19 protein-coding genes are annotated in these 24,836 nt (G+C 70.9%); 5 read left to right on the forward strand and 14 right to left on the reverse strand.

Features of this window, described 5'->3' with window-relative positions:
- The first annotated feature begins 152 nt into the window (after positions 1 to 152).
- Complete coding sequence (locus PV734_RS04345; protein ID WP_319094233.1) at positions 153 to 1,580, forward strand: GH39 family glycosyl hydrolase; 1,428 nt, start codon at positions 153 to 155, stop codon at positions 1,578 to 1,580.
- Positions 1,581 to 1,646: 66 nt separating this feature from the next.
- Here PV734_RS04345 and PV734_RS04350 read toward each other — a convergent pair whose 3' ends face one another.
- From PV734_RS04350 to PV734_RS04380, 7 genes are all read right to left on the reverse strand, one after another.
- Positions 1,647 to 5,435, reverse strand: coding sequence for a lipopolysaccharide biosynthesis protein (locus PV734_RS04350; RefSeq protein ID WP_319094232.1), 3,789 nt, complete (start codon positions 5,433 to 5,435; stop codon positions 1,647 to 1,649).
- Positions 5,428 to 6,228: a polysaccharide deacetylase family protein gene (locus tag PV734_RS04355; protein ID WP_319094231.1), complete on the reverse strand. Its 801-nt coding sequence runs from the start codon at positions 6,226 to 6,228 to the stop codon at positions 5,428 to 5,430. The genes PV734_RS04350 and PV734_RS04355 overlap by 8 nt, the downstream gene beginning before the upstream one ends.
- A complete protein-coding gene (locus tag PV734_RS04360) occupies positions 6,225 to 7,232 on the reverse strand; it encodes a glycosyltransferase family 2 protein (protein ID WP_319288801.1) in 1,008 nt (335 codons plus the stop codon). Before PV734_RS04360 ends, PV734_RS04355 begins: the two co-directional genes overlap by 4 nt.
- The gene (locus PV734_RS04365; protein WP_319288802.1) at positions 7,229 to 8,068 is read right to left on the reverse strand and encodes a glycosyltransferase family 2 protein; all 840 of its coding nucleotides are present in this window, start codon (positions 8,066 to 8,068) and stop codon (positions 7,229 to 7,231) included. Before PV734_RS04365 ends, PV734_RS04360 begins: the two co-directional genes overlap by 4 nt.
- A gap of 395 nt (positions 8,069 to 8,463) precedes the next feature.
- On the reverse strand, positions 8,464 to 9,603 hold the full coding sequence (locus PV734_RS04370) for a GNAT family N-acetyltransferase (protein ID WP_415924149.1): 1,140 nt from the start codon (positions 9,601 to 9,603) through the stop codon (positions 8,464 to 8,466).
- A gap of 1 nt (position 9,604) precedes the next feature.
- A complete protein-coding gene (locus PV734_RS04375) occupies positions 9,605 to 9,934 on the reverse strand; it encodes a hypothetical protein (RefSeq protein WP_319288803.1) in 330 nt (109 codons plus the stop codon).
- 335 nt (positions 9,935 to 10,269) lie between these two features.
- The gene (locus tag PV734_RS04380) at positions 10,270 to 11,481 is read right to left on the reverse strand and encodes a S8 family peptidase (protein WP_319288804.1); all 1,212 of its coding nucleotides are present in this window, start codon (positions 11,479 to 11,481) and stop codon (positions 10,270 to 10,272) included.
- 321 nt (positions 11,482 to 11,802) lie between these two features.
- Between PV734_RS04380 and PV734_RS04385 the strand changes: the two genes are divergently transcribed.
- Positions 11,803 to 12,609 carry an SGNH/GDSL hydrolase family protein gene (locus tag PV734_RS04385; protein WP_319094226.1) on the forward strand — a complete coding sequence of 269 codons (807 nt, stop codon included), beginning with the start codon at positions 11,803 to 11,805 and terminating at the stop codon, positions 12,607 to 12,609.
- A gap of 21 nt (positions 12,610 to 12,630) precedes the next feature.
- On the opposite strand, the gene PV734_RS04390 is transcribed toward PV734_RS04385, so the two are convergent.
- The 4 genes from PV734_RS04390 to PV734_RS04405 all read right to left on the reverse strand — a co-directional run bounded on the left by PV734_RS04390 (position 12,631) and on the right by PV734_RS04405 (position 19,646).
- A complete protein-coding gene (locus PV734_RS04390; protein ID WP_319288805.1) occupies positions 12,631 to 14,289 on the reverse strand; it encodes a serine/threonine-protein kinase in 1,659 nt (552 codons plus the stop codon).
- Between the two features lie 92 nt (positions 14,290 to 14,381).
- Positions 14,382 to 16,172: a sulfite exporter TauE/SafE family protein gene (locus PV734_RS04395; RefSeq protein ID WP_319288806.1), complete on the reverse strand. Its 1,791-nt coding sequence runs from the start codon at positions 16,170 to 16,172 to the stop codon at positions 14,382 to 14,384.
- Positions 16,169 to 17,947, reverse strand: a complete 1,779-nt coding sequence (locus PV734_RS04400) for a tetratricopeptide repeat protein (RefSeq protein ID WP_319094223.1) — start codon at positions 17,945 to 17,947, stop codon at positions 16,169 to 16,171. Before PV734_RS04400 ends, PV734_RS04395 begins: the two co-directional genes overlap by 4 nt.
- A 157-nt stretch (positions 17,948 to 18,104) precedes the next feature.
- Entirely contained in the window at positions 18,105 to 19,646 is a 1,542-nt protein-coding gene (locus tag PV734_RS04405) for a DUF4331 domain-containing protein (protein ID WP_319094222.1), read from the reverse strand.
- Between the two features lie 237 nt (positions 19,647 to 19,883).
- On the opposite strand from PV734_RS04405, the gene PV734_RS04410 reads away from it, so the two are divergent.
- The 3 genes from PV734_RS04410 to PV734_RS04420 all read left to right on the forward strand — a co-directional run bounded on the left by PV734_RS04410 (position 19,884) and on the right by PV734_RS04420 (position 21,670).
- Positions 19,884 to 20,426, forward strand: a complete 543-nt coding sequence (locus tag PV734_RS04410) for a sigma-70 family RNA polymerase sigma factor (protein ID WP_319288807.1) — start codon at positions 19,884 to 19,886, stop codon at positions 20,424 to 20,426.
- Positions 20,423 to 21,274, forward strand: a complete 852-nt coding sequence (locus tag PV734_RS04415) for an anti-sigma factor (protein WP_319094221.1) — start codon at positions 20,423 to 20,425, stop codon at positions 21,272 to 21,274. Before PV734_RS04410 ends, PV734_RS04415 begins: the two co-directional genes overlap by 4 nt.
- 126 nt (positions 21,275 to 21,400) lie before the next feature.
- Positions 21,401 to 21,670, forward strand: a complete 270-nt coding sequence (locus tag PV734_RS04420; RefSeq protein ID WP_318320545.1) for a hypothetical protein — start codon at positions 21,401 to 21,403, stop codon at positions 21,668 to 21,670.
- Between the two features lie 79 nt (positions 21,671 to 21,749).
- Here the strand turns inward: PV734_RS04420 and PV734_RS04425 are convergent, their stop codons facing one another.
- From PV734_RS04425 to PV734_RS04435, 3 genes are all read right to left on the reverse strand, one after another.
- Positions 21,750 to 22,952, reverse strand: coding sequence for a CaiB/BaiF CoA transferase family protein (locus PV734_RS04425; protein ID WP_415924150.1), 1,203 nt, complete (start codon positions 22,950 to 22,952; stop codon positions 21,750 to 21,752).
- Positions 22,953 to 23,072: 120 nt separating this feature from the next.
- Entirely contained in the window at positions 23,073 to 23,825 is a 753-nt protein-coding gene (locus PV734_RS04430) for an ABC transporter permease (protein ID WP_319094256.1), read from the reverse strand.
- A 47-nt stretch (positions 23,826 to 23,872) separates the two neighbouring features.
- On the reverse strand, positions 23,873 to 24,817 hold the full coding sequence (locus PV734_RS04435) for an ATP-binding cassette domain-containing protein (protein ID WP_319094219.1): 945 nt from the start codon (positions 24,815 to 24,817) through the stop codon (positions 23,873 to 23,875).
- Between the last annotated feature and the right edge of the window lie 19 nt (positions 24,818 to 24,836).

Below are 24,836 nucleotides of genomic sequence, written 5' to 3' on the forward strand. Positions count from 1 at the left end.
CGCCCGGTGCACCCGGTTTCCGTGGTGCGCGCCGATTGCCGCCGAGTGCGGCGCCTTCGGCCCGCGCGTCCGTTACGTCCGCCTTCTGTTACCGGGCTGTGTGCCGCGGAGGCCTGCCCTCCGCCCGTGCCCCGCGGTTACTGTTGCCCTTGATGGGACGTCATGGGTGGAATTCGGGCGCTCGGCGGTGGCAGCTCACCGCCCTGCTCGGGGTGGGGGCCGCCGCGCTGGCCCTGGTCCTGACCCTGCTCCACACGCTGCCGTCGAACGGCGGCAGCACCGCGGGCACCTCCCGCGACGGCGACAAGGTGCACGGCACACCGTCCGCCTCCTCGCCCGCCTGGTCGAAGCCGGACGTCGGGTGGGGCTTCACCCACACCCAGTTCAGCGCCGACGAGGGCGACGGGTCGGCCACCGAGCGGGTCGAGGGGCTGCTGTCGAAGGACGCCGGGCTGCCGCAGAACCAGCACATCATGGGCTGGGGCGCCGGCAACCCCGAGCCGGTGAAGGGGCGTTACGACTTCACCGAGATGGATCGCCGTATCGACTTCATGCGGGCCTCCGGCGCCACCCCCGTGGTCACCCTGTGCTGCGCCCCGGACTGGATGAAGGGCGGCAGGTCCGGCTCGGACAACACCGACTGGAGCCAGTCCGCCCTGGAGACCGCCCCGGAGCGCGCCCACTACAAGGACTTCGCGGCGCTCGCCGCGACCGTCGCCAGGCGTTATCCCGACGTACGCCACTTCATCGTGTGGAACGAGTTCAAGGGCTTCTGGAACAACACCGCGGCCCGCTGGGACTACGAGGGGTACACCGAGCTGTACAACCTCGTCTACAAGGCTCTGAAGAAGGTCGACAAGGACATCATGGTCGGCGGGCCGTACCTCGTCATGGACAGTCTCGACCCACGGCAGAAACAGGATGCCTCCACGACCTTCAAGGGGCCCTGGGGCGCCATGGACCAGCGGATTCTCGACGCCTTCGACTACTGGAACACCAACAAGGCGGGGGCCGATTTCGTCGTCGTGGACGGCTCCAGTTACACCCAGGACGACGAACTGCTGCCCGACGAGTTCGCGGCGACCGACAAGTTCACCGCCGTCGGTGAGTGGGTGCGCGCCCGTACACGCGGACTGCCGCTGTGGTGGGCCGAGTACTACGTCGAGCCCGCCGACGCCGACGACGACCGCGCGGGCTGGTCCGAGACCCACCGAGAGGCCGTCCAGGCCGCCGGTCTGATCGCGATGGCCGAGGGCGGCGCCTCCTCCGGCTTCTACTGGAACCCCGAGGAGGAGAAAGGCGCCGGATGCGCCGGCTGTCTGTGGACTCCTACCTCAACCGGCAGCGGGGGCGCGGCACTTCCCATGTACGACCTGGTCTCCCGGTTCGGCGCCGCCTTCCCGCCGGGCACGGAGTACCGGACCGTGCCGGTGGCCCCGGACGACGTGCCCAACGTGCGGGTGCTCGCCGACGACAGGGCCGTCCTCGTCGTCAACGTCCTGGACCGGAAGATAGACGCACAGGTCGACGGGAAGAGGTTCACTATGGGCGCGTACGAGGTGAAGTGGCTCAGCCGTTGATCCGCCGTTGACCCGCTGAGCCATCTCACCCACGTCTCCCTCTCGCCGACCTCCCTTTCCGCACGGCTACTTCATCGTCAGGAACCGCTGCACCAGTGAGGCCAGCAGCACCGCCAGCAGTGGCAGCGAGAACCAGAAGCTGCTCTGCAGCAGGCGGAGTTGCCGGATCCCCGGCCGTACCGCGACCCGTACCGCCTCCCGGGCCGTGAGGAGCAGGATCAGGGCGACGGCCGCCAGGCCGCCCACCACCGACCACGGCGTCCATGTCACCTGGGGACCGATCGGCCCGGGATCGGCCTTCGCGACCGGGCCCTCCGGTGGTTGCCGCAGCGCGTACATCGTGACGTCGGAGTTGACGAACACCTTCTTCAACTCGTCCCGCCCGTCCAGGTTCTGGAGCAGCCGTTTCTCCCAGGTCGCCGAGTAGCCCACGTCCAGCCGGAGATAGACGACCTGGCTGCGGTTGACCATCAGATACGAGTTGGGGCCCGCGTCCTTGAGTGCCTTCACCAGCCCCGACACCAGCACCGGGTCGGCCGGCGCCGGCGTCGGCTCGTAGCGCACCTTCTCCATGTCCCGGGCGCCCCAGGGCAGCGCCGGTGTCACGTTGTCGAGGAGGTCGTTGCTCAGCCACAGCAGCCGTACGGTCGGATCGTCGTGCGCGTAGACGTAGTTCATCGCGGCGACCTCGCCGGGGCGGGTCCGTTCGAAGGGCTCGTTGCCCCAACGGGCCACCAGGAAGCCGCCCATGAGGACCAGGCCCGCCATCAGTGCCGCCAGTGGGGCGAGGCTGATCCGGTCCCGTTCCCGTTCTTTCGGGGTGACCCCGGTGCGCGGGAAGAGGGCGAGCGCGGCGAGCAGGGCCGCTCCGGGCAGGGCGAACATGAAGACGCGCAGGGCCATTTCACCGCCGTACGACTGCATGCCGAAGCCCAGGAACGGGACGAAGGTGAGGACGAGCAGCGAGCGTTCCCGGTACTTGTGGTCGCGGCGGCGCCACCAGCCGTAGCAGGCGAGGGTCATGACCCCGCCGGCCAGCAGGACACGCGTGTAGAGGACCAGCTTGTGCGTCGAACTGCCGCCCTGGATACGGCCGGAGACGCTCGACGACACATTGCCGCCCACGCCGCCCATCCCGCCGAAGAGTTCGTCGAAGTGCCCCGACCAGTAGGGCTCGGCCATGAAACCGACCCAGACCGCGACGATGACACCGAACAGGATGGGCAGGCCCCGCAGTTCGGACTTCCCGATCAGGACCAGGACTCCCAGCACGCCCAGCATCACGAACGGCGTCAGCTGGTGGGCCGGCACCGTCGCCGCGAACAGTGCGATCAACACGGTCAACAGCACGGCCTGTTGGCGGCGGTTCGTCGGCTCGACCTCGGCCTCGCCGGGCCGCACCTTCGCCCACAGCACCCGGGGCGCCCGGAACCACACCAGCAGGATCGCCACGAACACCAGATAGAGGAGATAGGTGAAGCCCTGCGGGGAGAAGTAGTCCTGGCCCACCCAGCCGCTCAGGACGAAGATCCACACGCCGGTCCACTTGGCGCGCCAGCTCGCCCGCACTGAGCGCGTCAGCAGGAACAGCGGCGCCAGATAGAGGAGTTGCATGGTCAGCGGCCACCAGCGGATGACCTCGGTGAGATCACCGACTCCGCAGGCCTTCGCCACGAACGCGGCACCGGCGAAGAATCCCGGCCAGCTCCAGCGCGCGTCCAGGTCCGGTACGGCGGTCCCGGTCCGGTCGATGTAGTCGATGAACCCGAGGTGCTGCCAGGCCGTCGCGAACCGTGGTTCGGCCTCGATCACCGCGGGCAGCGCGTGCAGTGACACGACGGTCGCGAGCAGCGTGAGGGCCAGCAGCGTCCGGTGTTCCCGGTTCCCCCACAGCAGCGACGCGAACACCACGACCAGCAGCGCGGCCCCGGCCAGCGTCGGCAGCGGCAGCACGGAGACCAGCCCGAGCCCGCCCATCCGGTCGAGGTCCGCCTCGTCGAGGCGGGACGCGGGCAGCCAGTACAGCAGGAGTGCGGCGATCAGCAGACCGCCGAGGAACACTCCGCCGAGGGTGGGCCGCAGACGTGCGCGCGGTGAGAGCGGAGGCGGTGGCGGCGGGGCCGGTGAGGTGTGTGGGGTGCGCAACTCCCGTATGAGGGAGGCCTGTGCGGCGCGTACGAGTTCGGCGTCCGAGTCCGCCGGGACGGCTGGCCCCTGGGACGCGCCGGGGGCCGGCAGCCCCAGGGCCTCGGGCCCCACCTGTTTCAGGGCCCAGGTCGGCCGGTGGTCCGCACGCGGCGCCGGTGTTCCGGTGGGCGGGGTCCCCGGCCCCGGGCGGACGTCCGGGCGGCGTTCCTGGTGGTCGAAGTCGGGACGGACGCCGAGCGCGAGCGTGTCCGAGTCCGGTGAACGCGCCGCCCACCCCTGTCCGCGCCCCCGGGAGACCGCCGCCAGGTCGGCCAGGTCGCCGTCCGGCGCCGTGTCCTCGGGGACGGGGTCGGCCGGCGCAGCCCTGACCGTCCGGTACAGCCGGGGTGCGGCGAGCGTGACGATCACCGCGAGGGACGAGATCTCCGCGACGCCCGCTCCGGTCAGCCCCATCCGGGGGAGCAGCAGCAGTGTCAGACCGAGCACCAGGACGCACAACAGGCCCTGCATCCAGGCGAGTCCGGCCGTACGGCTCTGAGCACGCAGCACCGCGAAGTACGTCTCCATGACGACCCGCAGCACCGCGCCGACCGCGAACCAGCGCAGCAGCGAGGTCGCCGCGTCCGCGTAGCCCGAGCCGAAGACAGCCAGGATCCGGGGCGCCCCGAAGAACAGCACCCCCGCGACCGGCAGCATGATCCGCGCCATACGTCTGAGCGCGGCCCGGGTGTTGGCGGCGAGCCGGGCCGGATCGTGCGAGCCCTCGACGGTCAGGGAGGCGCCCATGTTGATGGCGAGCAGGTTGACCGTGCCGCCGATGGTGGTGGTGATGTAGAAGTAGGCGTTGTCGGCGGAGCTGACCTGCGAGGCGACGATCACCGGCACCAGGTAGACCACCGCCAGGGAGAACAGCGACCCCGTGTAGTCACCCGCCAGGAACCGGCCGATCTCCTTCAGCGTCGGCGGTTTCGCGTGCTCCTCGGTCGCCTTGACGTGCCGGGGCACCAGCCTGCGGAACACCAGCCAGCCGAGCGGAAGTACGGACATGGCGATGGCGGCGACCCAGGAGACGAAGACACCGCTCGTCGGGATCGCCGCCGCGAAGGCGACCAGCAGCCCCAGCTTGACCGCCGAGAACGCCGTGTTGCCGACAGGCACCCACAGCGCGCTGCGCAGCCCGGTCAGCACCCCGTCCTGGAGAGTGAGCAGGTTCCACAGGACGACGGCGCCGACGAACCCGAGGGCGGGCACCGGCCCGTGCAGGAACCGGTACGACGGCCCCCAGCTGTCCAGCGTGAGCAGGAAGACGCCACCCGCCAGCGCCACGATCACCGAACTGCCCGCGTACGTACGGAAGATGAGCCGTCCGGTGGCGCGGCCCGCGACCGGGATGAAGCGGGCCAGCGCGCCCGTCAGCGTCACCGCCGTGAGACCGGCGAGGAGCTTCATCGCGGCGATCGCGGCGGAGCTCTGGCCGACCGCCGACTCGGAGTAGTAGCGGGCGGCGGCCAGCCAGAAGCCGAGCCCGAGCACGGCGGAGATGCCGGTGTTGAGCATCAGCGCGTAGGCGTTGCGGAACAGCTGGCTGCCGCCCCTCCGGCCCCTGCCGAGGCCGGGCAGCCGCAGCCGCCGCCCCGGACGCCGCTCGGGTGTCGTCGCCTTGGGCGAGGCGGCCTCGGTCTCGGGTGTGGTCGTCGTGTCAGACACGGGAACGGATGGCCTTCCGGCGGACCTGACGTGCTCTGCGGACCATGGCGTACCCCTTGGTGAGGGCGCGGTCCCGGGCGAAGTCGCGGGCGACGGACCGGCCTTCGGCCAGCCGCGCGAACTCCTCGATACCGGTGGAGCGGCGCACGGTGACGCGTCGCAGGGCGTACGGGCCCTGCTCCCGGCGCGCCAGACCGTTGCCGACGGCGAGCGCCTGGGCGAACCCGGCCGCCCGCACCGCCGCCCGCACCCGGCGGCTGGAGTAGCCGTACGGGTACGCGAACGACGCGGGTACGGCGCCGAGTTGGTCGGCGACGAGGTCCCGGCAGCGGGTCAGCTCGAAGCGCAGCGCGTCGTCGTCGAGCTGGTCCAGCTGCGGGTGCGTATGGCTGTGGCCGCCCATCTCGACGCCGCTGCCCGCGAGTTCGCGCACCTGATCCCAGTCGAGCATGGTGTCGAGGCCGCCTCCGGTGTCGTACGGGCCCTTCAGCCAGCCCGTCGACACGAACAGCGTGGCCGGGAAACCGTGCTTGGCGAGCACCGGCAGCGCGTGTCTGTGCACCCCCTCGTAGCCGTCGTCGAAGGTGATCAGCACCGGGCGCGCGGGAAGTGGCCGCCCTGACCGCCAACTCGCCGCCAGTTCAGCCGTGTCGAGCGGGGTGAAGCCTCGCTCGGCCAGCCATGCCAGCTGTTCGGCGAACGCCTCGGGGGTCACCGACAGGGTCCTGGTGGCGTCGTTCGGCTCGGTGGCGACGGAGTGGTACATGAGGATCGGTACGCGTGTGTCGGTCATCGCGGGTCCCCTCCCTCGGTCCGCACCGCGCTCTCGATCTCCACGACCGTGAACGTGGCCCCGGCCCGGCGCGCCCGCAGGCTCCCCAGGACGTACCCGCCCGCCGCCGTCAGTACCCCGGCGACGATCGCGCCCGCCCGGCCCGCGCCGCCCGGCCGGGCCAGCAGGGCGTCGCGCAGACCGCGCGCGACCCCGGCGGGCAGCACCCGGGTGGTGTACCTGCGTTCGGACTCAAGTCCCTTGTCCGCACCCACACTTCGGGCGACCAGCGCCTTCGACAGGCCCTCGGCGTAGGTGCGGGCGCGGAAGTACCCGAAGTGCTCACGTACCTCGGGTACCCGGTGGTGGATCACCGCACGGTCGTCGATCAGCAGCACCGCGTCCGGTCTGGCCCGGGCGAGCCGGATGCACAGCTCCGTCTCCTCACCGCCCAGCGGCCTCTTGTCGCCGTCCCGGCCGATACCGGTGGCGAAACCGCCGGCCGCGTCGAAGGCCGTACGCCGGAAGGAGGCGTTCCCGCCGAGCACGTTGCGGACCCGCACCCGCCCCGGCGGCAGCCCCTTGTACGTGCAGCCCACCACCCAGTCGAACTCCTCGGGGAACCAGGCCGGGCGGCGGCCCGACGCCCAGATCGGCATCGTACGGCCGCCGACGGCCATCACCAGGGGGTCCGCGTACCCCTCGGCGAAATGGCGCAGCCAGTCGCGTTCGGCCACGGCGTCGTCGTCCAGGAAGGCGATGATCCCGCCGTGCGAGGCGGCGATCCCGGTGTTGCGGCCGGCCGACAGGCCGCGCGGGCCCGCGTTGGCGAGCACCCGTACCTCGGCGGTCTCCTTGTACTCCTTGGCCAGCCGCTCCAGCAGAGCCCGGTTGTGGTCGACGACCAGAAGTGTCTCCAGGGCCGGCCGTGACTGCGCCCGCACCGAGGCGACCGCCGCGAGGATGTCCTCCCAGCGGTCCTCGGTGTAGACGCAGACGACCACCGAGACGTGCGGCTCGTTCAAGACGCCTCTCCCTGGCTCGCGCTGAGCACACGGGAGTGCGAACGGCCGCGCAGGTCACGCCGGTTGGAGCGCTCCTTCAGGATCACCCGCAGGACACGCAGTCCGTCGCGCACGGCCCGGAGATTGCTCGCGCCGTGGATACGGAGGTACTCGTGGCTCGGGATCTCCTGCACCTTGAGCCCCGCCTTGACCACCCGGATGTTGATCAGGGTCTCGATCTCGAATCCGGTGCAGTCGAGGTCGATCTTGTCGAGGCAGTGTCGCCAGAACGCGTTGTAGCCGTAGCAGAGATCGGTGTAGCGGGCGCCGAACTTCTTGTTGACGACCGTGCACAGCGCCCAGTTGCCGAGCTTGCGGACGGGCGTCATGTCGTCGGTGCCGCCGCCGTTGGCGAAGCGGGAGCCCTTGGCGAAGTCGGCGCCCGAGACGAGCGCGGAGACGTACGACACGATCTCGTTGCCGTCCGCCGAGCCGTCCGCGTCGACCATCACGATGATGTCGCCGGTGCAGGCCTCGAACCCGGTGATCAGGGCGTCCCCCTTGCCCTTGCCCCGCTGCTCGACCACCTTGACGTCGGGCCACAGCCCGCGGGCGACCTCGACGGTGTCGTCGGTGGAGTTGCCGTCGACCAGGACCACTTCGTGGATCCAGTCGGGCAGCGTCTTGAAGACGTACGGCAGGTTCTCCGCCTCGTTCATGGCGGGGATCACCACACTCACCGGTGGCGTGATCGCCAGGTGGGAGGAGATCGGCCGGTACACGTCGGCCGTGATCGGTTGCGGGTCGGCGGTCGCGGGCTCCTGGCCCGGTATCGCCGGTCGCAGAACGGAACTCATGAGTCTGGTCCCTCTCGTCCGGTGGACCGCCCTCCCCCGGGCGGCCCGGCTCTTTGTCCGGTTCGAAAGGGGGGTTCTCACCTACGGCATGCGAATGGATCCTCCGTATCGGTCTCCTGATGTCTCATGTGCATGCCGGTGAGCTGGCAAAACTGGCCGAACACCCTTGCCCGGTGGTCGGTTTCGCGGCACGGCCCGGCGGAACTCGCGTCCCCCGAGCACGGCACCCCCCTACCGCGTCCCGCTCCGACGGCCGTCGTGGACCCTGAGCCCTCCCCTGAGTCACAGGACGACGTACCGATGCGGGTGAGATGTACGACGGTATTGACGAATACGTCCTTATGGCAAGACCTGAAACAAGGTCACACGTTTTTGTTGGTTTGACCGTTACGCAACTACTTTGATCCATTTTTGGAACGGAGCTGCCCCATCCGTTTCAGCGCCCTGTCCGCCGGCTCGAAGAGCTCCGGCCGGGACAGCACCACATTGCGCAGCGCCCGCACCGGAGCACGTCGCGCCCGGTGCCCGACCGCCACCGGATGGAGTCGTGTCACCCATCCCTCGGACACCAGGAGTTCACGGGTCTTCAGGGAGTCCTTGTACTCCTTCTGCCCCCGGCCCAGATCCAGGTACGCGATTCCGTCGGCGGCGGCCGCCTCGGCCATCCGCAGATGCAGGATCAGCCCCGGCGAGTACTTCGAGTACGCCGGGTCGTACGCCGGGAACCAGCAGGCCAGCACGCGTTCCGTACGCAGCCCGAAGTGGGCGGCGACCGGCTTCCCGCCGGCGTAGAGCACCGACAGGACACCCGCGAACGGGTCGGAACGGGTGTGGAAGAGCTGTTGCACGAGCCGGGTGATCCAGGGGTGCGCGAACCGGTCGCTGCGCCCGGTCCTGCGGTACTGGGCGGACTTCCAGGCCATCAGCACGGCCAGCGCCTCGGGATCCCGCTCGTCGTGGACGTAGCGGACCTCGCCGGCGTCCCGGCCGAGCCGGCGCTCCTTGGCGAGCGTCGTACGCGTGAACTTGGGGGAGCGCGCCCTGAGGCCGGCCAGATAGGTCTCGTAGCCCTGGTCGACGTCCATCACCGGTGACGGGAAGGTGCCGGAGGCCCCGGCCTCGAACGGTGCCTGGCCGCCCACCAGATGGTCGAACTCCCACACCGCGAGCCCGCAGCCCCGCAGCAACTCCCGTGCCTCCCAGGCGAATCCGGGGCGGTGCACCAGCCCCTGGCAGTCGGAGACGCCGAGCCCGATCGCCCGGCCGACGCCGGTGGCGGATCTCTGGAACGGGAAGAACGCGGCCGGCTCCCCGTCCTCGTGGAGCACCGCGATACGTACGCCACGTCTGCAGCGGCCGACGGCGAGCGTGAACTCCGGGGACAGGAAGGGATTCGCCAGTTCGGGAGTGCCGTGCAGATGGGCCTTGGCCTGCAGCGCCGTCCAGGCGGCCCGGTCCGCGGCGGTCAGTTCGCCGGGGCGGTGCACGGTGAGGGTCACATCGGGTGTCGGGTTACGGGTCACGTCACCAGCCACGTCAGGAGGTCCGTCTTCTCGCCGTACGGCCGCGTCGTCGTACCAGAACCAGCAGGAGGATCAGTGAGCTGATCACGGTCACGGTCACGACTCCACCGCGGACCGACCACCGGTGGGTGGCCAACATGCCCTGGGCGACCAGGAGATCGAGGGCGACCGCCGCCGCCACGGAGGTCACGATCCGGCCCAGCGGCTCCAGTCCGCGCAGGGCGGCTCCCACGGCGAACGCCGGTGCGGCGAGGAGGAAGAACAGCGTGAAGGGGCCGCGCAGCGGTGAGACGGTGTCGGTCAGCGCGAGGACCGCACCGACAGCCGCGACGGCCACGGCCACGCCCGTGATCAGCGGGAACAGGTCTTTCCCCAGCCCCTGTTCCGATGGCTCACCGCTACCCGATCCGCTCCCGGAAGGAGATGGCTTGATGCGTATGGTCTGCATTGGCGACTTTGCCCCCCGACGCGCCGGATGCCGGGCTTCAATGTCGCGCAGCGGGACGGGCGAGTCAAGACGCGGAACTTCCGCGCGAACTCGCCCGAATGCGTACACGACGTTCCCCGCAGGGGAACGAAGGGGCGGACGGACGAGTTCCCCGGAGGCGCCGGCTGCCTCCGGGGAACTGCCGTTCAGGTCGGACGGGTCACCGAAGTGAACCGGGTGTCAACCGGGTGTCAGGAGACGAGCTTCAGCAGACGGTTCGGGGAACCGCTGCCCGGGCTGGTGACGACGCCGGTGGTGGCGCCGCCGGTGAGGGCCGTGGCCACCTGCGCCGGGGTGGCGGAGGTGTGGCCCGCGAGGTAGACGGCCGCGGCGCCCGCGACGTGCGGGGTGGCCATCGACGTACCGGAGATCGTGTTGGTCGCGGTGTCGCTGGTGTTCCAGCCGGCCGTGATCGACGAACCCGGGGCGAAGATGTCCAGGACCGAGCCGTAGTTGGAGTAGCTGGCCCGGGCGTCCGTGCTGGTGGTGGCGCCGACCGTGATGGCCGCCGCGACCCGGGCGGGGGAGTAGGAGGAGGCGTTGGCGCTGCTGTTGCCGGCCGCGACCGCGTAGGTCACGCCGCTGGCTATGGAGTTGGATACGGCCGTGTCCAGCGAGGTGGAGGCGCCGCCGCCGAGGGACAGGTTGGCGACCGAGGGGCCGCTGTGGTTCGCGGTCACCCAGTCGATACCCGCGATGACACCGGCCGTGGTGCCGGAGCCGGCGTTGTCGAGCACGCGGACCGCCACGATCTTCGCCGCCTTGGCGACACCGTAGGTCGAGCCCGCGATGGTGGTGGCGACATGCGTGCCGTGGCCGTTGCCGTCCTGGGCGACGTTGTCGCCGTCCACGGCGTCGTAGCCGTTGGTGGCCCGGCCGCTGATCTGGGAGTGCGTGATGCGTACGCCGGTGTCGATGACGTACGCCGTCACTCCGGCCCCCGCGGTGTCCGGGTAGGTGTAGGTACCGGACAGCGGCAGGGCGGCCTGGTCGATGCGGTCCAGGCCCCAGGGGGCGCTGGTCTGCGTGGCGTCGACGTGCACCGTCTGGTTCTGCTCGACGGTGGCCACCGCCGGGTCTGCGGCGAGTCTGCGGGCCTCGGCCGCGGAGAGGGTCGCCGTGTAGCCGTTCAGCGCGGTGCTGAACGTCTTCTTCACCGTGCCGCCGTACCCCTTGATCAGGCTCTTGCCGGCGCTCGACGCGGACTTGAGGCCCGCCGTCTTCCTGAGCGTGACGATGTAGCTGTCCTTGACGGCTGTGGGGGAGCCGGCGGCCAGCACCTGGCCCTCGGCGGGTGCCGGGGCTGCCTGGGCGGGGAGTGCGGTCAGTCCGCCGACGAGAGCGGCGGCTGCCACGACGGTGGTCGCGGCGGTCCTGATCTTGCTGCTGCGTGGTTGTGCCATGACGAGGGAGTCCTCCTCTTAGGCAGCACGCGCCTGGATGCGGGCGCGTCTGTGGGGGGTGCCCGCGGACCGCGGACACAACCCGGAGCGTCACGTTCCGGCCGGGTCGAGGTAAAGACTCGGTCATGCGCGGGAGTTGCTCAAGGGGTCGCGCGCGTTTTCACGCGCGTGTCATGAGCACGCAATCGGACGTAACACGAGTGCGGGTTGTCCGCCCCCGAAGGAGTCGAAACGCGCCGGAAAGTCTTGGCATGGACACTTCCGATCAACATGCGTCATTGGTACGAACGTTGTGGCAGAGATCCTGCTAAAGGAGGTTCCATGAGACGTTCCCGAATTACGGCATACGTGACCTCGCTCCTCCTCGCCGCCGGCGCCGCCCTCACCGGGGCCACGTCCGCGCAGGCGTCCCAACTCGCCGCCCCCACCGGCTATGTGGCCCTCGGTGACTCCTACTCCTCGGGAGTCGGATCCGGCAGCTACATCAGTTCCAGCGGCGACTGCAAGCGCAGCACGAAGGCCTACCCGTACCTCTGGGCGGCCGCCCACTCACCCTCCACCTTCAACTTCACCGCCTGCTCGGGCGCTCGAACGGGTGATGTTCTGGCGAACCAGCTGACCCCGCTCGGCTCCTCCACCGGCCTCGTCTCGATCAGCATCGGCGGCAACGACGCGGGCTTCGCCGACGTCATGTCGACCTGTGTGCTCCAGTCCGACAGCACCTGCATCTCCCGCATCAACACCGCGAAGGGGTACGTCGACTCGACCCTCCCCGGTCAGCTCGACAGCGTCTACGACGCCATCACCTCACGGGCACCGGGCGCCCATGTGGTCGTCCTGGGCTATCCGCGCTTCTACAAGCTCGGCCAGGCATGCCTCGGCCTCTCCGAGGCCAAGCGCTCCGCGATCAACAGCGCGTCCGACTATCTGAACAGCGCGCTCGCCAAACGGGCGGCGGACCACGGCTTCACCTTCGGTGACGTCAAGCCGGCCTTCACCGGTCACGAGATCTGCTCGGGCAGCTCGTGGCTGCACAGCCTCAACCTGCTCAACATCGGTGAGTCGTACCACCCCACGGCCGCCGGACAGTCGGGCGGCTATCTGCCGGCGTTCACCGGCGCCGCCTGACCGACCCCGCACCTCGTCCCCTCAGGGCGTACCGGAGGAAGTGACACTGGGAGAGGAGGCCCCGTCCGAAGGGGTCTCCTTCTCGCATGTCACCGTGAACGGCACGGAGTTGGACTTCACGTTCACCGGGTCGCGGACCTCCACGCCGATCGCGTTCTCGATCGTCCCGCTCTCGTCGTACGTCGTCACGAAGACCTTGTTCTCCTTGGTCTTCCCGCCGCCCGCCGGGAACGACAGCGTCCGCCAGCCCTGTTCCGGTGCGTCGCCCGTCTGCGTCACCCAACGGTAGGAGATCTTCGCGGGCACATCGCCCACCGTGAAGGTCGCTGTGAAGGCGGGTGCCTCGGCGTCGGCCGGCGGACAGGTCCCCGAGTAGTCGGTGCCCTCGCCGGCGACATGGACCTCGACGGTCTGCGCCGGCCGCGTTGACGCGCCACTGTCGCCACCGCTCGGGGTGGCGCTCTTCTCGTCCTCGGATTCGCTGGGGCTGTTCTTCGGCGAACTCGGGCCGCCCGTGGCGTTGTTGCTCTGCCGGGTGCTGCTCCCGGGGCCGGCGGTGTCGTCCCCGCCCTTGTCGCGGTTCAGCAGCGCGTACGTCAGTCCGGCCAGCGCCAGTGCGACGGCGGCGAGCCCCGCGACCAGGACGACGGCCGCCCGGCGGTTGCGGGCCGGTTCCGCGGTGCGGGTCGCGTAGGTGTCGGGCGGCGGTGACGCGTCCCAACTCGCCGCCGCGGGGACGGGAATCGGCCGAGGGGGCGTCGGCGGGTGCTGCGGGAAGGCCGCCCCGGCCGTCGGTGCGTACGGGACCGTCGGTCCGGTGTCCGCCCGCACGGGGCCCGCTCCGGAAAGCGTGCCCCCGGCCCCGATGATCCGCAGATCGTGCTCGGCCTGCTCGGCGGAGACCCGGTCGGCCGGGTCCTTGCGCAGCAGCCCCTCGATGACCGGCGTCAGCGGCCCCGCCCTGAGCGGCGGCGGCAACTCCTCGTCCACGATGGCGCGCAGGGTGCTGAGCGGGGTGTTCTGCCGGAAGGGGGAGTTGCCCTCGACCGCCGCGTACAACAGCACGCCCAGTGACCACAGGTCGGATTCGGGGCCGGGGGTGCGCCCCAACGCCCGCTCGGGCGCGAGGAATTCGGGGGAGCCGATGAGCTCGCCGGTCATGGTGAGGGCCGAGCTGCCCTCGACCGTCGCGATCCCGAAGTCGGTGAGCACCACCCGGCCGTCGTTGGACAGCAGCACGTTGGCCGGCTTCACGTCCCGGTGCAGCACCCCGGCCTCGTGCGCGGCCCGCAGGGCGGCGAGCACCTCGGCGCCGATGTGCGCGGCCCGCTGGGGGGACAGCGGCCCCTCGGCGTCCAGCTGATCGGCGAGCGAGAGCCCGCGGACCACCTCCATGACGATCCAGGGCCGGCCGTCCTCGGTCGCCACGTCGTACACCGTCACGACGTTCCGGTTGGAGACGCGGGCGGCGGCCCAGGCCTCACGCTCCAGCCGGGCGTACAACCGCTCGATCTCGGAGGTCGGCAGTCCGGCGGGCGCGCGCACCTCCTTGACGGCGACCTCGCGGTACAGCAGCTCGTCACGGGCCAGCCACACCGTGCCCATACCGCCCTCGCCGAGCGGTGAGAGCAGTCGGTAGCGTCCCGCGATCACGCGGTCACTGCCTGGTTCTTCGGACACGGGCGTCCCCCCATCGCAGCCGCGCGTTCACGGATTCGGTCTCATTGCACGCCGGTTTTCCGCACTCCGCCTGATTTCTTCCCAAAAGTAGCTCAGCCGAGCGCGGAAGCCGCCCCCTTGAGTACCAATCCGACTCCCAGTGCGACAACGAGAAACGCGGACGCCAGCGGCGCGGTACGCCGTACGAGCGCGAGCATCGGGCCTCCGGCGAGCCCCGGCCGCCGGTCCAGCAGCCGGTTCGCCCCGCTCCCCAGCCGTACGACGAGGAACCCGGCCCCGGTGAGGGTCAGCGCGAGCCCGACCCCGTAGGCCAGCACGAGCAGGAACCCGAACCACGCCTTGCCCAGCGCGGCGGCACCGACCAGCACGACCACCGCGGACGGGCTCGGCACCAGCCCACCGGCGAACCCGAGGAGGATCGTGCCGCGCAGGGTGGGCGCGATGTCATGCGTGTGGGTGAAGCCGCCGTGGGTGTGTTCGAGGGTGGTGGAGGCGTGCTTGTGCTCGTGCTTGCGGTCGTGGTGCTCGTGGGAGTGGTCGTGATCGTGCCCATGCCCGTGATCGTGCCCGTGATCGTGCTGGTGGTCATGGTCATGGTCGTGCACATGTGCGGGAGCCGCGGTGGGTGCGGGCGCGAGCGCGGGGTCCGAGTGCGCGTGGGACGCGTGGGCGAGGACCAGTTCGCGTGCCGGGGCCCTGTCGGCGGCGTGGGTGTGGCTGTGAGGGTGCTCGTGATCGTGGTGCTGGTCATGGGAGTGACCGTGATCGTCGTGGTCGTGACCGTGGTCCTCGTGCGGATGAGGGTGCGGATGGGCGGCGAGGTGTGTGCGCTCGTGCGCGCGCTGACGCCAGGCCCGCCGCGTGAGGGTCAGACCCGCCCCCGTCACCAGCACACCGCTCGCCGCGCCCAGCCAGGCGATCACCGAGGGCGCCGCCGCCGAACCGGCCGTCACCAGCAGGCCCAGGGCCACCACGCCCAGCGTGTGGGTGACCGTCACCGAGGCGGCCAGCGGCATGACGTCGCGCAGCCGGGCCTTGCCGCCCCGGGCGGCCGCCGTGGCCGCCATCAGGGTCTTGCCGTGGCCCGGGGCGAGCGCGTGCATCGCGCCGAGGAAGACCGCGATGACCAGGGCCAGTGCGGCGAAGCCGATCGTCAGGTCGTGCCGGGCCACCAGGGAGTCCAGCGCGCGTGTCCAGCGGTCGGCGCCGCGCGGCAGCACGGAGGAGGCCGGGGCCGCCTTCTCGCCGCTCTCGACGAGGGCCGGCCCGCCCGGCCTCACCTGCAGGGCGGCCGTCGCGGTGTCGGCCGGTGAGGACAGCAACTCCTGCGGGTATCCGGTCAGTTCACCGGACACCGACTTCCGCGGTACGTCGGACTGGGCGAGCGTCATCCGGTCGCCGCGCGCGGTGATCTCCCGCCAGCCGGGGCCCGACTCGACGCCCGCGCTGTGGAAGCCGAGGGAAACGGTGTCCCCTTCGGCGACCCCGGGGAGGGCGGCAGTGAGCCCGCACTCCACGCGCAGGGTGTTGAGGCCGGCCTGACCGGGCCGTGTGCTCGCCTTGGCGCTGCCGACGGACAGGGGGACCGCACGGCCCGCGACGGTGACCTTGCTGCCCTTCGCGGCGGTCGCGCACCGCTGCCCGGCCCAGTCGGTCAGACCCAGCTTCTCGATGTCGGGCTTGGCCTGGGTCGCCGGGATCTCGGCGAGGTCCTCGACATGGGCGACCCGGAGCTCTCCCGGGGCGACGACGAGACCGTCGTACCGGTTGACGGTGAAGTTGCCGAGGGGATGCGCGCTCGCGGCGCCGGCGGGAACCAGCACGAGCGCGCAGGCTGCCGTGAACAGGGCGGCGCCGGAGGCGGCCACACGACGGGGCTTCACTTCGCCGCCTCCAGGGACTTGAGAGCCGTACGGGCCTTGCGGGCGCCCAACGGGGAGAAACCGGGGTTGAGTTCGAGGGCGGCGGAGAGCGAGGCGCGGGCTTCCTTCGGGTGGCCCGTGGCCTGCTCGATCATGCCGCGGTGGTAGAGGAAGGAGGCGTTGCGGTAGCCGGTCGCGGTGGCCCGGCGGGCGTACGGGAGGGCTTCCTTGTCCTGGCCGTTGACGTGCAGGGCCCACGCGAGGGCGTCGGCCGTGTGCACGGTCTCGCGGCGGGCCCACTCGGCGCGGGCCGCGCGCAACGCCGACTTCTTGTCGCCGTGGTCGGCGGCGGCGAGTGCGGTGTCCAGGTCGGCGTTGACGCCGTTGGCGCGGGCGATCGCCGTCCAGGCGTTGACCAGCGCGTACTGGTCGCGGGCCTTGGCCAAGTCACCTTCGCCGCCGCGGACCTCGTACAGCTCGCCGAGTTCGACGAGCGGACCGGGCAGCGGGTAGCGGGACACGACGTCCTCCATGCCCTTGATCGCACCGGCCCGGTCGCCGTCGGCGAACTGGGCGCGCGAGCGGCCCTCCAGCGCCGGGAGGTAGGCGTCGTCGGCGGCCAGGGCGCGGGCGTAGAACTCCAGGGCGGACTTGTACTGGCCCTGGTTCCAGGCGAGTTGCCCGAGCGCGCTGGACACGTAGGCGATGTCGCCGCGAGAGGTGGCGGAGCCGAGCGCCTGCTCCAGCACCCGCCGGGCGACGCTGACCTCGCCGCGCAGCTCACGCACATACGCGTACCGGGTGAAGACAGGCACCCCGGGCCGCTTGGCGTCGGCCTCGTCGGTGGCCTTCAACGCCTCGTCGTAGCGCCCGAGTTCGACCAGGGCGTCGATACGGGTGGACAGGGCGCGCTCGCTGTAGGGGTTCTGCGCGAGGGCCTGGTCCGAGTACTTGAGGGCACCGGGAAAGTCATGGCGGGCGGCGGCGAGGGCCGCGCGCCCGGCGAGAGCGGGGTCGTTGTCGGGCTTCAGCTCCAGGGACCGGGCCAGGGCCTGCTGGGCCTGCGGATACCGGGAGGGGTCACCCTTGGTGCGGGCCTGCTCGACATAGGCGAGTCCGAGCGTCGCCCAGCTGCCGAAGTCCTTGGGCTGCGCCCGGAGATGTGCCTGAAGGGAGGCGATGCTCGCGCCGATGTCCCCGCTCGCGAGGAGCGCGGGGGACATGGCGGCCGGCGCCGACGAGACGGTGGCGGTGCCGCTCCCGTCCCGAACGGCGCCCAGCACCACGGCTCCGGCGGTGAACGCCACGGCCAACGCGGCGGCGCAGGCCCCGAGTTGCACCGCCCGCCAGCGCCGCGACGACTCCCCGAGCCGCCGGACAGCGGCGACCCGCTCGTCGGAGGCGGCGGGGGAGGACTCGTCGGAGGACACCTCCGGAGCGCCTTCGGGAGAGGCCTCGGTGCCGGACGCCTCACCGACGCCGGGCGCGAGGTCGGCCGCAGCCGCCTTCCCGGCCTCCGCGGCTGCTCCGGCCTCCGGCGCCGCACGGTCGTTCGTGTCGGCGGCAGGTGCGGGAGTGGGCTCGGTGTCCGGCCCGGTGTCGCCCGTCTCGGCGACGACCGGTGCGGGTGCCGCGCCGGGGCGCCCGTCGGTGCCGTCGGAATCCTCCGTGCCGAGGATGTCGGCTGCCCCCGCCGTGTCGGTCGGCCGGGTGCCGAGCTCACGGCCCGGTCGCGTGAGCGGCGGCTGCGGCGCCTGCTCGCGGTCCGGTGCGTTGTCGTTCGTACGCGGGGCCATGCCCTCTCCTCAAGGTCCTGGGCGGGTCATCTTCGGGGATCTGCTGTCAACCGCCCGGGTGGGGCCGGGAGTCGACGGGGGAGCGGCGCGGCCCGCGCCGTGGGGGATGGATACGAGCGGGCCGCGCCGGATTGTGGGGGTGAGGAAGGAACGCGGATCAGTACGCCCGGTTCCCCATGTTCCGGCGCCACCACACCACACCGGCGGTGAGGAGCAGGAACCCGGCCGCACCGGCCGCCGCCGAACCGGCGATCAGCATGGTGTCGGTGCCGCCGCCGGAGGTGCCGGCGGGCTGCAGAGCGTCACCGAGCTGGCTGCGGACGTCGTTGGTGCCGCTGGTGCCCTTGGCGAGCGGACCGCGCGAACCCTCGGTCGGCAGCGCCACGTACGGGAAGTACTTCTCGAAGCCCTTGTCGTTCTTGTCGACCGCGTCACCGAGGTCGTTCTTCGCGCCGACCAGCTCACCCTCGACGACCTGGAGCGAGGCGTCGATCACGTCGTCCGTCAGACGACGGCCGTTCGGGAAGCCCGCGTTGTCACCGTCGAGGACACCGAGACGCTTGGGGTGCATGGACGGGGCGATCGAGGTGTTGAGACGCAGTTCCTCGGCCGGGGTCACGTACGGAGGCTGGTTGAGACCCTTCACACCCTTGAGGAAGACATCCACCAGGTCGTTGCGCGGCTCCTTGGGCGCCGGGATCTTGTAGATCGCCTCGATGAGCTTCGGCAGCTCGGGGTTGGTCACGTTCTTCAGGAACTGGGCGTCGTCCCACGGCGAGGACGCGTTGAACTTGTCCTTGTCCTTGATGGGGTTGACGACCTCGTTGACGAGCGGCATGCCCAGCCGCGAGACCTGCGAGTAGTAGCCGCTCGCGTTCTTGCGCTGGGTCGTCGACCAGATGCCGACGACCGGCTGCTTCGACGACTCCACGATCATGTGCGTCGGCACCTGGAGCGCGATCGTGTTGACGTTGTAGCCCTTGAGCGTGTCGTTGCCGACCTCGGAGAGGTTCCCGCCGTACAGCAGGTCGAAGACCCGCAGGTCCGCGAAGAACGGGTCGTCGGCCTGGCCGGCGAACGTCGTCGAACCGTTCGTCAGCTTGTGGATGGCCTGGTAGCGCAGCTTCGCGTAGTTCGGCATCGACGCCTTGCCGACGTTGGACGGAGCCACCGGCACATCGTCGGCGATCTTCGTCTTCGACACCTCGTACTTCTTCTTGAGCTTGATCAGCTCGATGTCGTACGTCTGCGTGACGTTGAGGTCCTTGTCGTACAGGCTGTCCACCGCGCCCGTGTTGTACAGGAACGACTTCTTGTTCTTCACGTGCGTCTTGAAGGTGTAGCGGAAGATGAAGTCGTCCTGCGCGTCACCGTTGTTGTCGATGTGCAGGTCGTACTGGGCGTCCTCGGCGAACTGGTAGAAGTTCGGGCCGCCGCCCGGCTCCTCGAACGGGATCCAGTTCGCGACGATCGTCGTCGTGTCCTTCTTGTCCGGGCTCACGAACGCGTACAGGTCCGTGTTGTCGAACTGCGGTGTGCCCGAGATCAGCGGAGCCTCGCGGTGGCTGGAGGCGGAAGCCGTAACCGGTACGAGCGCGGCGACACTGGCGGCCGCGAGCCCCCCGGTGGCCAGCGCACCGCAGATAAGGGTCGCGATGCGCCTGCGCCGCGCGCCGCCCTTGGAGATGGTTGTCGTCATGCCGTCCGTCCTCACCGTGTCAACTTGCCTGACGACGGGGATTCGGAGCCCTCCCGGAGACGGATTGGTCGAATCTGAAAACTTTCTTGAAAACGTTTGGGACCCGGCAGACCCGCGCTTCGAAGGCGGTTGATCCGTACCCATCCGGAGGCAGGTCGGCTACGAATGCCTAAGGTGACGGTGACAAGTGTGATGGAGCGGGGAGGGGCCGTGTGCGGCCATAGAGAGGGGACGCGGGTGGGAGCGGACGAGCTTCTGGTTCTCGTGGCCGGGGGAGACCAGAAAGCCTTCGAAGAGCTGTACGGGATCGTGTCCGGGCCGGTGTTCGGGTTGGTGCGGCGCGTGGTGCGGGACCCGGCGCAGTCGGAGGAGGTGTCACAGGAGGTTCTGCTCGAACTCTGGCGCTCGTCACCGCGGTTCGACCCCAGGAAGGGCAGCGCCCTGTCCTGGATACTCACGCTCGCGCACCGCCGGGCCGTCGACCGGGTACGCAGTGCCCGCGCGGCCGGGGAGCGCGAGCAGCGCGAGGCCCAGCGCTCCCACCGTCCCGCCTTCGACCACGTGGCCGAAGAGGTCGAGGCCGGCATGGAACGCGAGTGGGTGCGCCGCTGCCTGGACCGGCTGACCACCCTGCAACGCCAGTCGGTCACCCTCGCCTACTACGACGGCTACACATACCGTGAGGTGGCGGAGCAGCTCTCGCTCCCGCTGGGCACGGTGAAGACACGGATGCGCGACGGACTGACCCGGCTGCGCGAATGCCTGGGAGGTGTCGCATGAGCGTGCTCGGCAGACTGTTCCGCCGCGAGGATCTCCACTCCCTCGCCGCCCCCTACGCCCTCGACGCCCTGGGCCCCGACGAGCGGCGCCGCTTCGAGAAGCACCTGGCCGGCTGTGACGCCTGCACCTCGGAGGTGCGCCTACTGTCCGAGGACACGGTCCGGCTGGCCTGGTCCACGGCCGCGCCGCCCCCCTTCGCCATGCGCGACCGGGTCCTGTCCGCCGTACGCGCGACTCCGCAGGAGTCCCAGGGCCACTCCCCGGCACACGCCCCCGGCCGGTCCGCCGAAGCGCCCCGGAGGCGGAGCCACCAGCTGCCGGCGCACGTGTGGGGCACCGAACCGCTGCCGCCCGTCCGCCGTGCGCCCCGCATGCGCCCCATGTTCGCCCCGCTCGCCACACTGACGGCGGCAGCCGCACTCGTCGTCGCCGCGCTGTTCGCCGTGCAGTACACCCGGACCCAGGACAAGCTGGACACCGCGCAGGCCCAGGCACGTGACATTGCCGACGTTCTGTCGGCTCCCGACGCGCGGGCGACCGCCGACCGGGACGCGCGGGGCCAGGGAATCACCGCCATCGCCTCCGCGTCCGAGGGCCGTGCGGTAGTGACCCTCAGTGGGTACGGAGAGCTGCCGAGCGACCGCGTGCACCAACTGTGGCTCATGCGCCCTGATGTGCAACCACGCTCTCTGGGACTCTTCAAGGGCGACACGCCCTTGGTCGCGACCGGTCTCGACAAGTCGGCCACATCACTCGCTGTGACCGTCGAACCCGACGGAGGCTCAGAGCAGCCCACCAGTGCACCAGTTGTCCAACTCGCCCTGGAATCGGTTGGATTCGGAGAGTAGTCATCGGGGAGTCGTCAACACCCTTGTGGGGAAGGTGAATCCTGTGACCGAGATACACGAGTGCCCCGAGGGAGCGATAGGGTTAACCTGCCCGGGCCGGGTGGACTCGTACGGGTGGGGAGTGACATGGAACAGATAACGATGCACAGCAGGGCACGCGTCCCTGCGATCACGTGCGGGAGCAGTGCGACCAAGGCGCGCCTCGACCGCCATCTCTCGGTGCTGTCGGGACCCGCGGTCCCCCAGCGCGAGACGGCGGAGGCGACCTCGCTGATGCGCGAACTCACCTCACGGGACACCGTGAAGCAGCGCAGCGACCTCGGCAAGCGAGTCAGCAGGCTCTCGCTCTTCGCTCCGCTGCGCCGCCTGAGCCGCACCCTGTTCGGCGGGCGCTGAGCGGACGGCCGTATCGGCGCCCCACGCCGATCACGGTTCACGCCGTCTCCGTAACCGTCCGGCCGCTTCAGGCCCGTGCTCAGGCTGTCACACCGTCCCGGCGCAGTGCTGCGATCTCCTCGTCCGTCATCCCCACGGCAAGCAGCAGCGCCTCGGTGTGTTCCCCGAGCGCGGGCACATCACCCATCCGCGCCTCGACCCCGCCCGGCAGCGTGATCGGGGGCAGCAGCGCACGCAACGGCCCCACCGGTGATCCCACCTCCCGCCACCGGTCCCGCGCCGCGAACTGCGGATGGTCCGCCACCTCCTGTACGTCCCTCAGTCGCGCGCACGCGATTCCGGCGCCCTCCAGCCGTGCCAGCGCCTCGTCGACGTCCAGCGCGCCGAGCGACGCGGCCACATGCGCGTCGGTCCGCTCCCGGTTCCCGACCCGTGCCGCGTTCGTCGCGTACGCCGGATCGGACGCCAACTCGGGACGCTCCAGAACCTGTTCGGCCAGCCGCCGCCACTCGCGGTCGTTCTGGACCGACAGCAGCACCCGTCCGCCGTCCGCCGTCGCGTAGGCGTCGTACGGGGCGATGACGGCGTGCGCGAGGCCGGTGCGCGCCGGGGGAGTGCCGTCGTGCATCGCGTGGTGGAGGGGGTGCCCCATCCACTCGGCGAGCGCGTCCAGCATCGACACCTCCACCGGCCCGCCCCGCCCGGTCACGCCCCGCCGTACGAGGGCCGCCAGCACCCCGGAGAACGCGTACATGCCGGCCGCGATGTCCGCCGCCGGGATCCCGGCCTTCACCGGCTGCTCCGGCGTCCCGGTCACCGACACCAGCCCTGCCTCGCACTGCACGAGCATGTCGTACGCCCGCTTGCCCGCGTACGGTCCCGACGGGCCGTACCCCGAGATGTCCACGGCGACCAGCCGGGGGTGCGCGGCGCAGAGGGTGGACGCGTCGAGGCCGAGCCGGGCGGCGGCGCCCTGGGCGAGGTTCTGCACGAACACGTCGGCGTCCGCGATCAGTCGCCGCAGGACGGCGAGCCCGCGCGGGTCCTTGACGTCGAGGGCGAGGGACTCCTTGCCCCGGTTGCACCACACGAAGTGCGAGGCGAGACCGTGTGCGGCGGTGTCGTAGTCGCGGGCGAAGTCGCCGCCGTCGACGCGTTCCACCTTGATGACCCGGGCGCCGAGGTCGGCGAGTTGGCGGGTGGCGAAGGGGGCGGCGACGGCTTGTTCGAGGGCGACGACGGTGAGGCCGGTGAGGGGGAGGGGTTCCATGTGGGGGATCATGACGGTTTTTCGCCCCCGCCGCCCCTACCCGTCCCATCCCTGGGGGCTGCGCCCCCAGACCCCCCTGTCGCGCTGAACGCGCTCGTCCTCAAACGCCGGACGGGCTGACAGTCGGCCGGGTCAGCCCTCGCCCTCCCCGTACCGCCGCACCGCCAGCGGCAGGAACACGGCGATCAGCACCACACACCAGGCCACCGCCCCGGCGACGGGGTGGACGACCGGCCACGCCCCGTCCGCCGGGACCGGCGCGTTTCCGAACAGGCTCCGCATCGCCGTGGCCACCGCGCTGATCGGGTTCCACTCCGCCAACGTCCGCAACCATCCCGGCAGACCCTCCGTCGGGATGTACGCGTTCGACAGCAAGGGCAGGAGGAAGGTCGCCCCACCGAGCTGACCGGCCGCCTCCTCGCTCCGGGAGAGCAGCCCGAGGTAGATCCCGATCCACGTCGTCGCGAACCGGAACAGCAGCAGCAGGCCCACCGCTCCCGCCGCCCGGAGCGCCGACCCCTCGATCCGCCATCCCACCGCGAGCCCCACCAGGAGGAACGGCACGGTCCCGGCAGCGGTCAGCACCAGGTCCGCGAGGGCCTGTCCCAGGGGTACGGCGGCCCGGCTGATCGGCAGGGTGCGCAGCCGGTCGGTCACGCCCCGGTGGGTGTCCTGGGCCGCCTGGAACATCCCGGTCATGATGCCGTTGGCGGCGGTCGCCACCAGCAACCCCGGTACCAGGAACGCGCGGTAGTCCTCGCCGGGCATCGCGAGAGCGCTGCCGAAGACGTAGCCGAAGAACAGCAGCATCGTGACCGGCATGGACTGGGTGAGGATCAACAGTCCCGGGTTGTGCCGCACCCGCCGCAGATGCCGGCCCAGCATGGCCGTGCCGTCATAGGCCAAGGCGGACGTCGGGGAGGTCGATGTGCTCACGCGGCAAGCTCCTTACGCTCGGTCAGGCGGAGGAAGACGTCGTCGAGGGTCGGCGGGCGCAGGCTCACGTCGAGCAACGCGACGCCCGCCGCGTCGAGTTCGCGCACCAGTCGGGGAAGGGTGATCGTCGGATCTGTGGTGACCGCGCCGACGGTGAGCCGGTCACGGTCCAACACCGGTTCGGAGCCGGTGAGTTGGTCGAGGACTCCGGCGGCTCCGGGCAGTGCGCCGGAGTCGGCGACCACGACCTCGGCGTACGAGCCGATGAGCGCCTTGAGCTGGGCGGGCGACCCGGTGTGCGCGACCCGGCCGTGCTCCACGAGGGCTATCTCGTCGGCGAGTTGGTCGGCCTCCTCCAGATACTGGGTGGTCAGCAGCACCGTCGTCCCCTCGTCCTTCAGCGCGCGCACGGCCGCCCAGATCTGGTTGCGGGCCGCCGGGTCGAGCCCCGTCGTGGGCTCGTCGAGGAAGAGCACCTCGGGCCGCTTCACCAGGCTCGCCGCGAGGTCGAGACGGCGGCGCATCCCGCCCGAGTAGGTGGACGCGGGCCGGTCGGCGGCCTCCGCGATCCCGAAGCGCCTCAGCAGCTCGTCGGCCCGTGCCGCGGGCCCTCGGACCCGGTGCAGCCGGGCGAACAGCCGTAGGTTCTCGCGGCCGGTGAGGTCCCCGTCGACCGACGCGTACTGCCCGGTGACGCCGATCCGGCGCCGTACGGCGGCCCCCTCCCGGGCGAGGTCGTGCCCCGCGACGCGCGCCGAGCCCGCGTCGGGCCGCAGCAGGGTGGTGAGGAGCCGTACGGCCGTGGTCTTGCCCGCCCCGTTCGACCCCAGCAGCCCGCACACGGTCCCCTCGGCCACGGCCAGGTCCAGCCCGCGTACGGCATGGATCTTCCCGAAGGACTTCGCCAGACCCTCACTAAGTACAGCGTACGTAGTAGTCATGGGGTGACCATAGCGCACT

It is taken from the genome of Streptomyces sp. AK08-02, from assembly GCF_033795085.1.
Lineage (GTDB): Bacteria > Actinomycetota > Actinomycetes > Streptomycetales > Streptomycetaceae > Streptomyces > Streptomyces echiniscabiei.

What these genes read in the sequence shown, in the direction of transcription:
- PV734_RS04415 (WP_319094221.1), top strand. Translation starts at nt 20,423, where the DNA reads ATGAGCGTGCTCGGCAGACTGTTCCGCCGCGAGGATCTCCACTCCCTC.
- PV734_RS04345 (WP_319094233.1), top strand. Translation starts at nt 153, where the DNA reads ATGGGACGTCATGGGTGGAATTCGGGCGCTCGGCGGTGGCAGCTCACC.
- PV734_RS04435 (WP_319094219.1), bottom strand. Translation starts at nt 24,817, where the DNA reads ATGACTACTACGTACGCTGTACTTAGTGAGGGTCTGGCGAAGTCCTTC.
- PV734_RS04380 (WP_319288804.1), bottom strand. Translation starts at nt 11,481, where the DNA reads ATGGCACAACCACGCAGCAGCAAGATCAGGACCGCCGCGACCACCGTC.
- PV734_RS04430 (WP_319094256.1), bottom strand. Translation starts at nt 23,825, where the DNA reads ATGCTGGGCCGGCATCTGCGGCGGGTGCGGCACAACCCGGGACTGTTG.
- PV734_RS04400 (WP_319094223.1), bottom strand. Translation starts at nt 17,947, where the DNA reads ATGGCCCCGCGTACGAACGACAACGCACCGGACCGCGAGCAGGCGCCG.
- PV734_RS04365 (WP_319288802.1), bottom strand. Translation starts at nt 8,068, where the DNA reads ATGAGTTCCGTTCTGCGACCGGCGATACCGGGCCAGGAGCCCGCGACC.
- PV734_RS04420 (WP_318320545.1), top strand. Translation starts at nt 21,401, where the DNA reads ATGGAACAGATAACGATGCACAGCAGGGCACGCGTCCCTGCGATCACG.
- PV734_RS04355 (WP_319094231.1), bottom strand. Translation starts at nt 6,228, where the DNA reads ATGACCGACACACGCGTACCGATCCTCATGTACCACTCCGTCGCCACC.
- PV734_RS04425 (WP_415924150.1), bottom strand. Translation starts at nt 22,952, where the DNA reads ATGATCCCCCACATGGAACCCCTCCCCCTCACCGGCCTCACCGTCGTC.
- PV734_RS04405 (WP_319094222.1), bottom strand. Translation starts at nt 19,646, where the DNA reads ATGACGACAACCATCTCCAAGGGCGGCGCGCGGCGCAGGCGCATCGCG.
- PV734_RS04385 (WP_319094226.1), top strand. Translation starts at nt 11,803, where the DNA reads ATGAGACGTTCCCGAATTACGGCATACGTGACCTCGCTCCTCCTCGCC.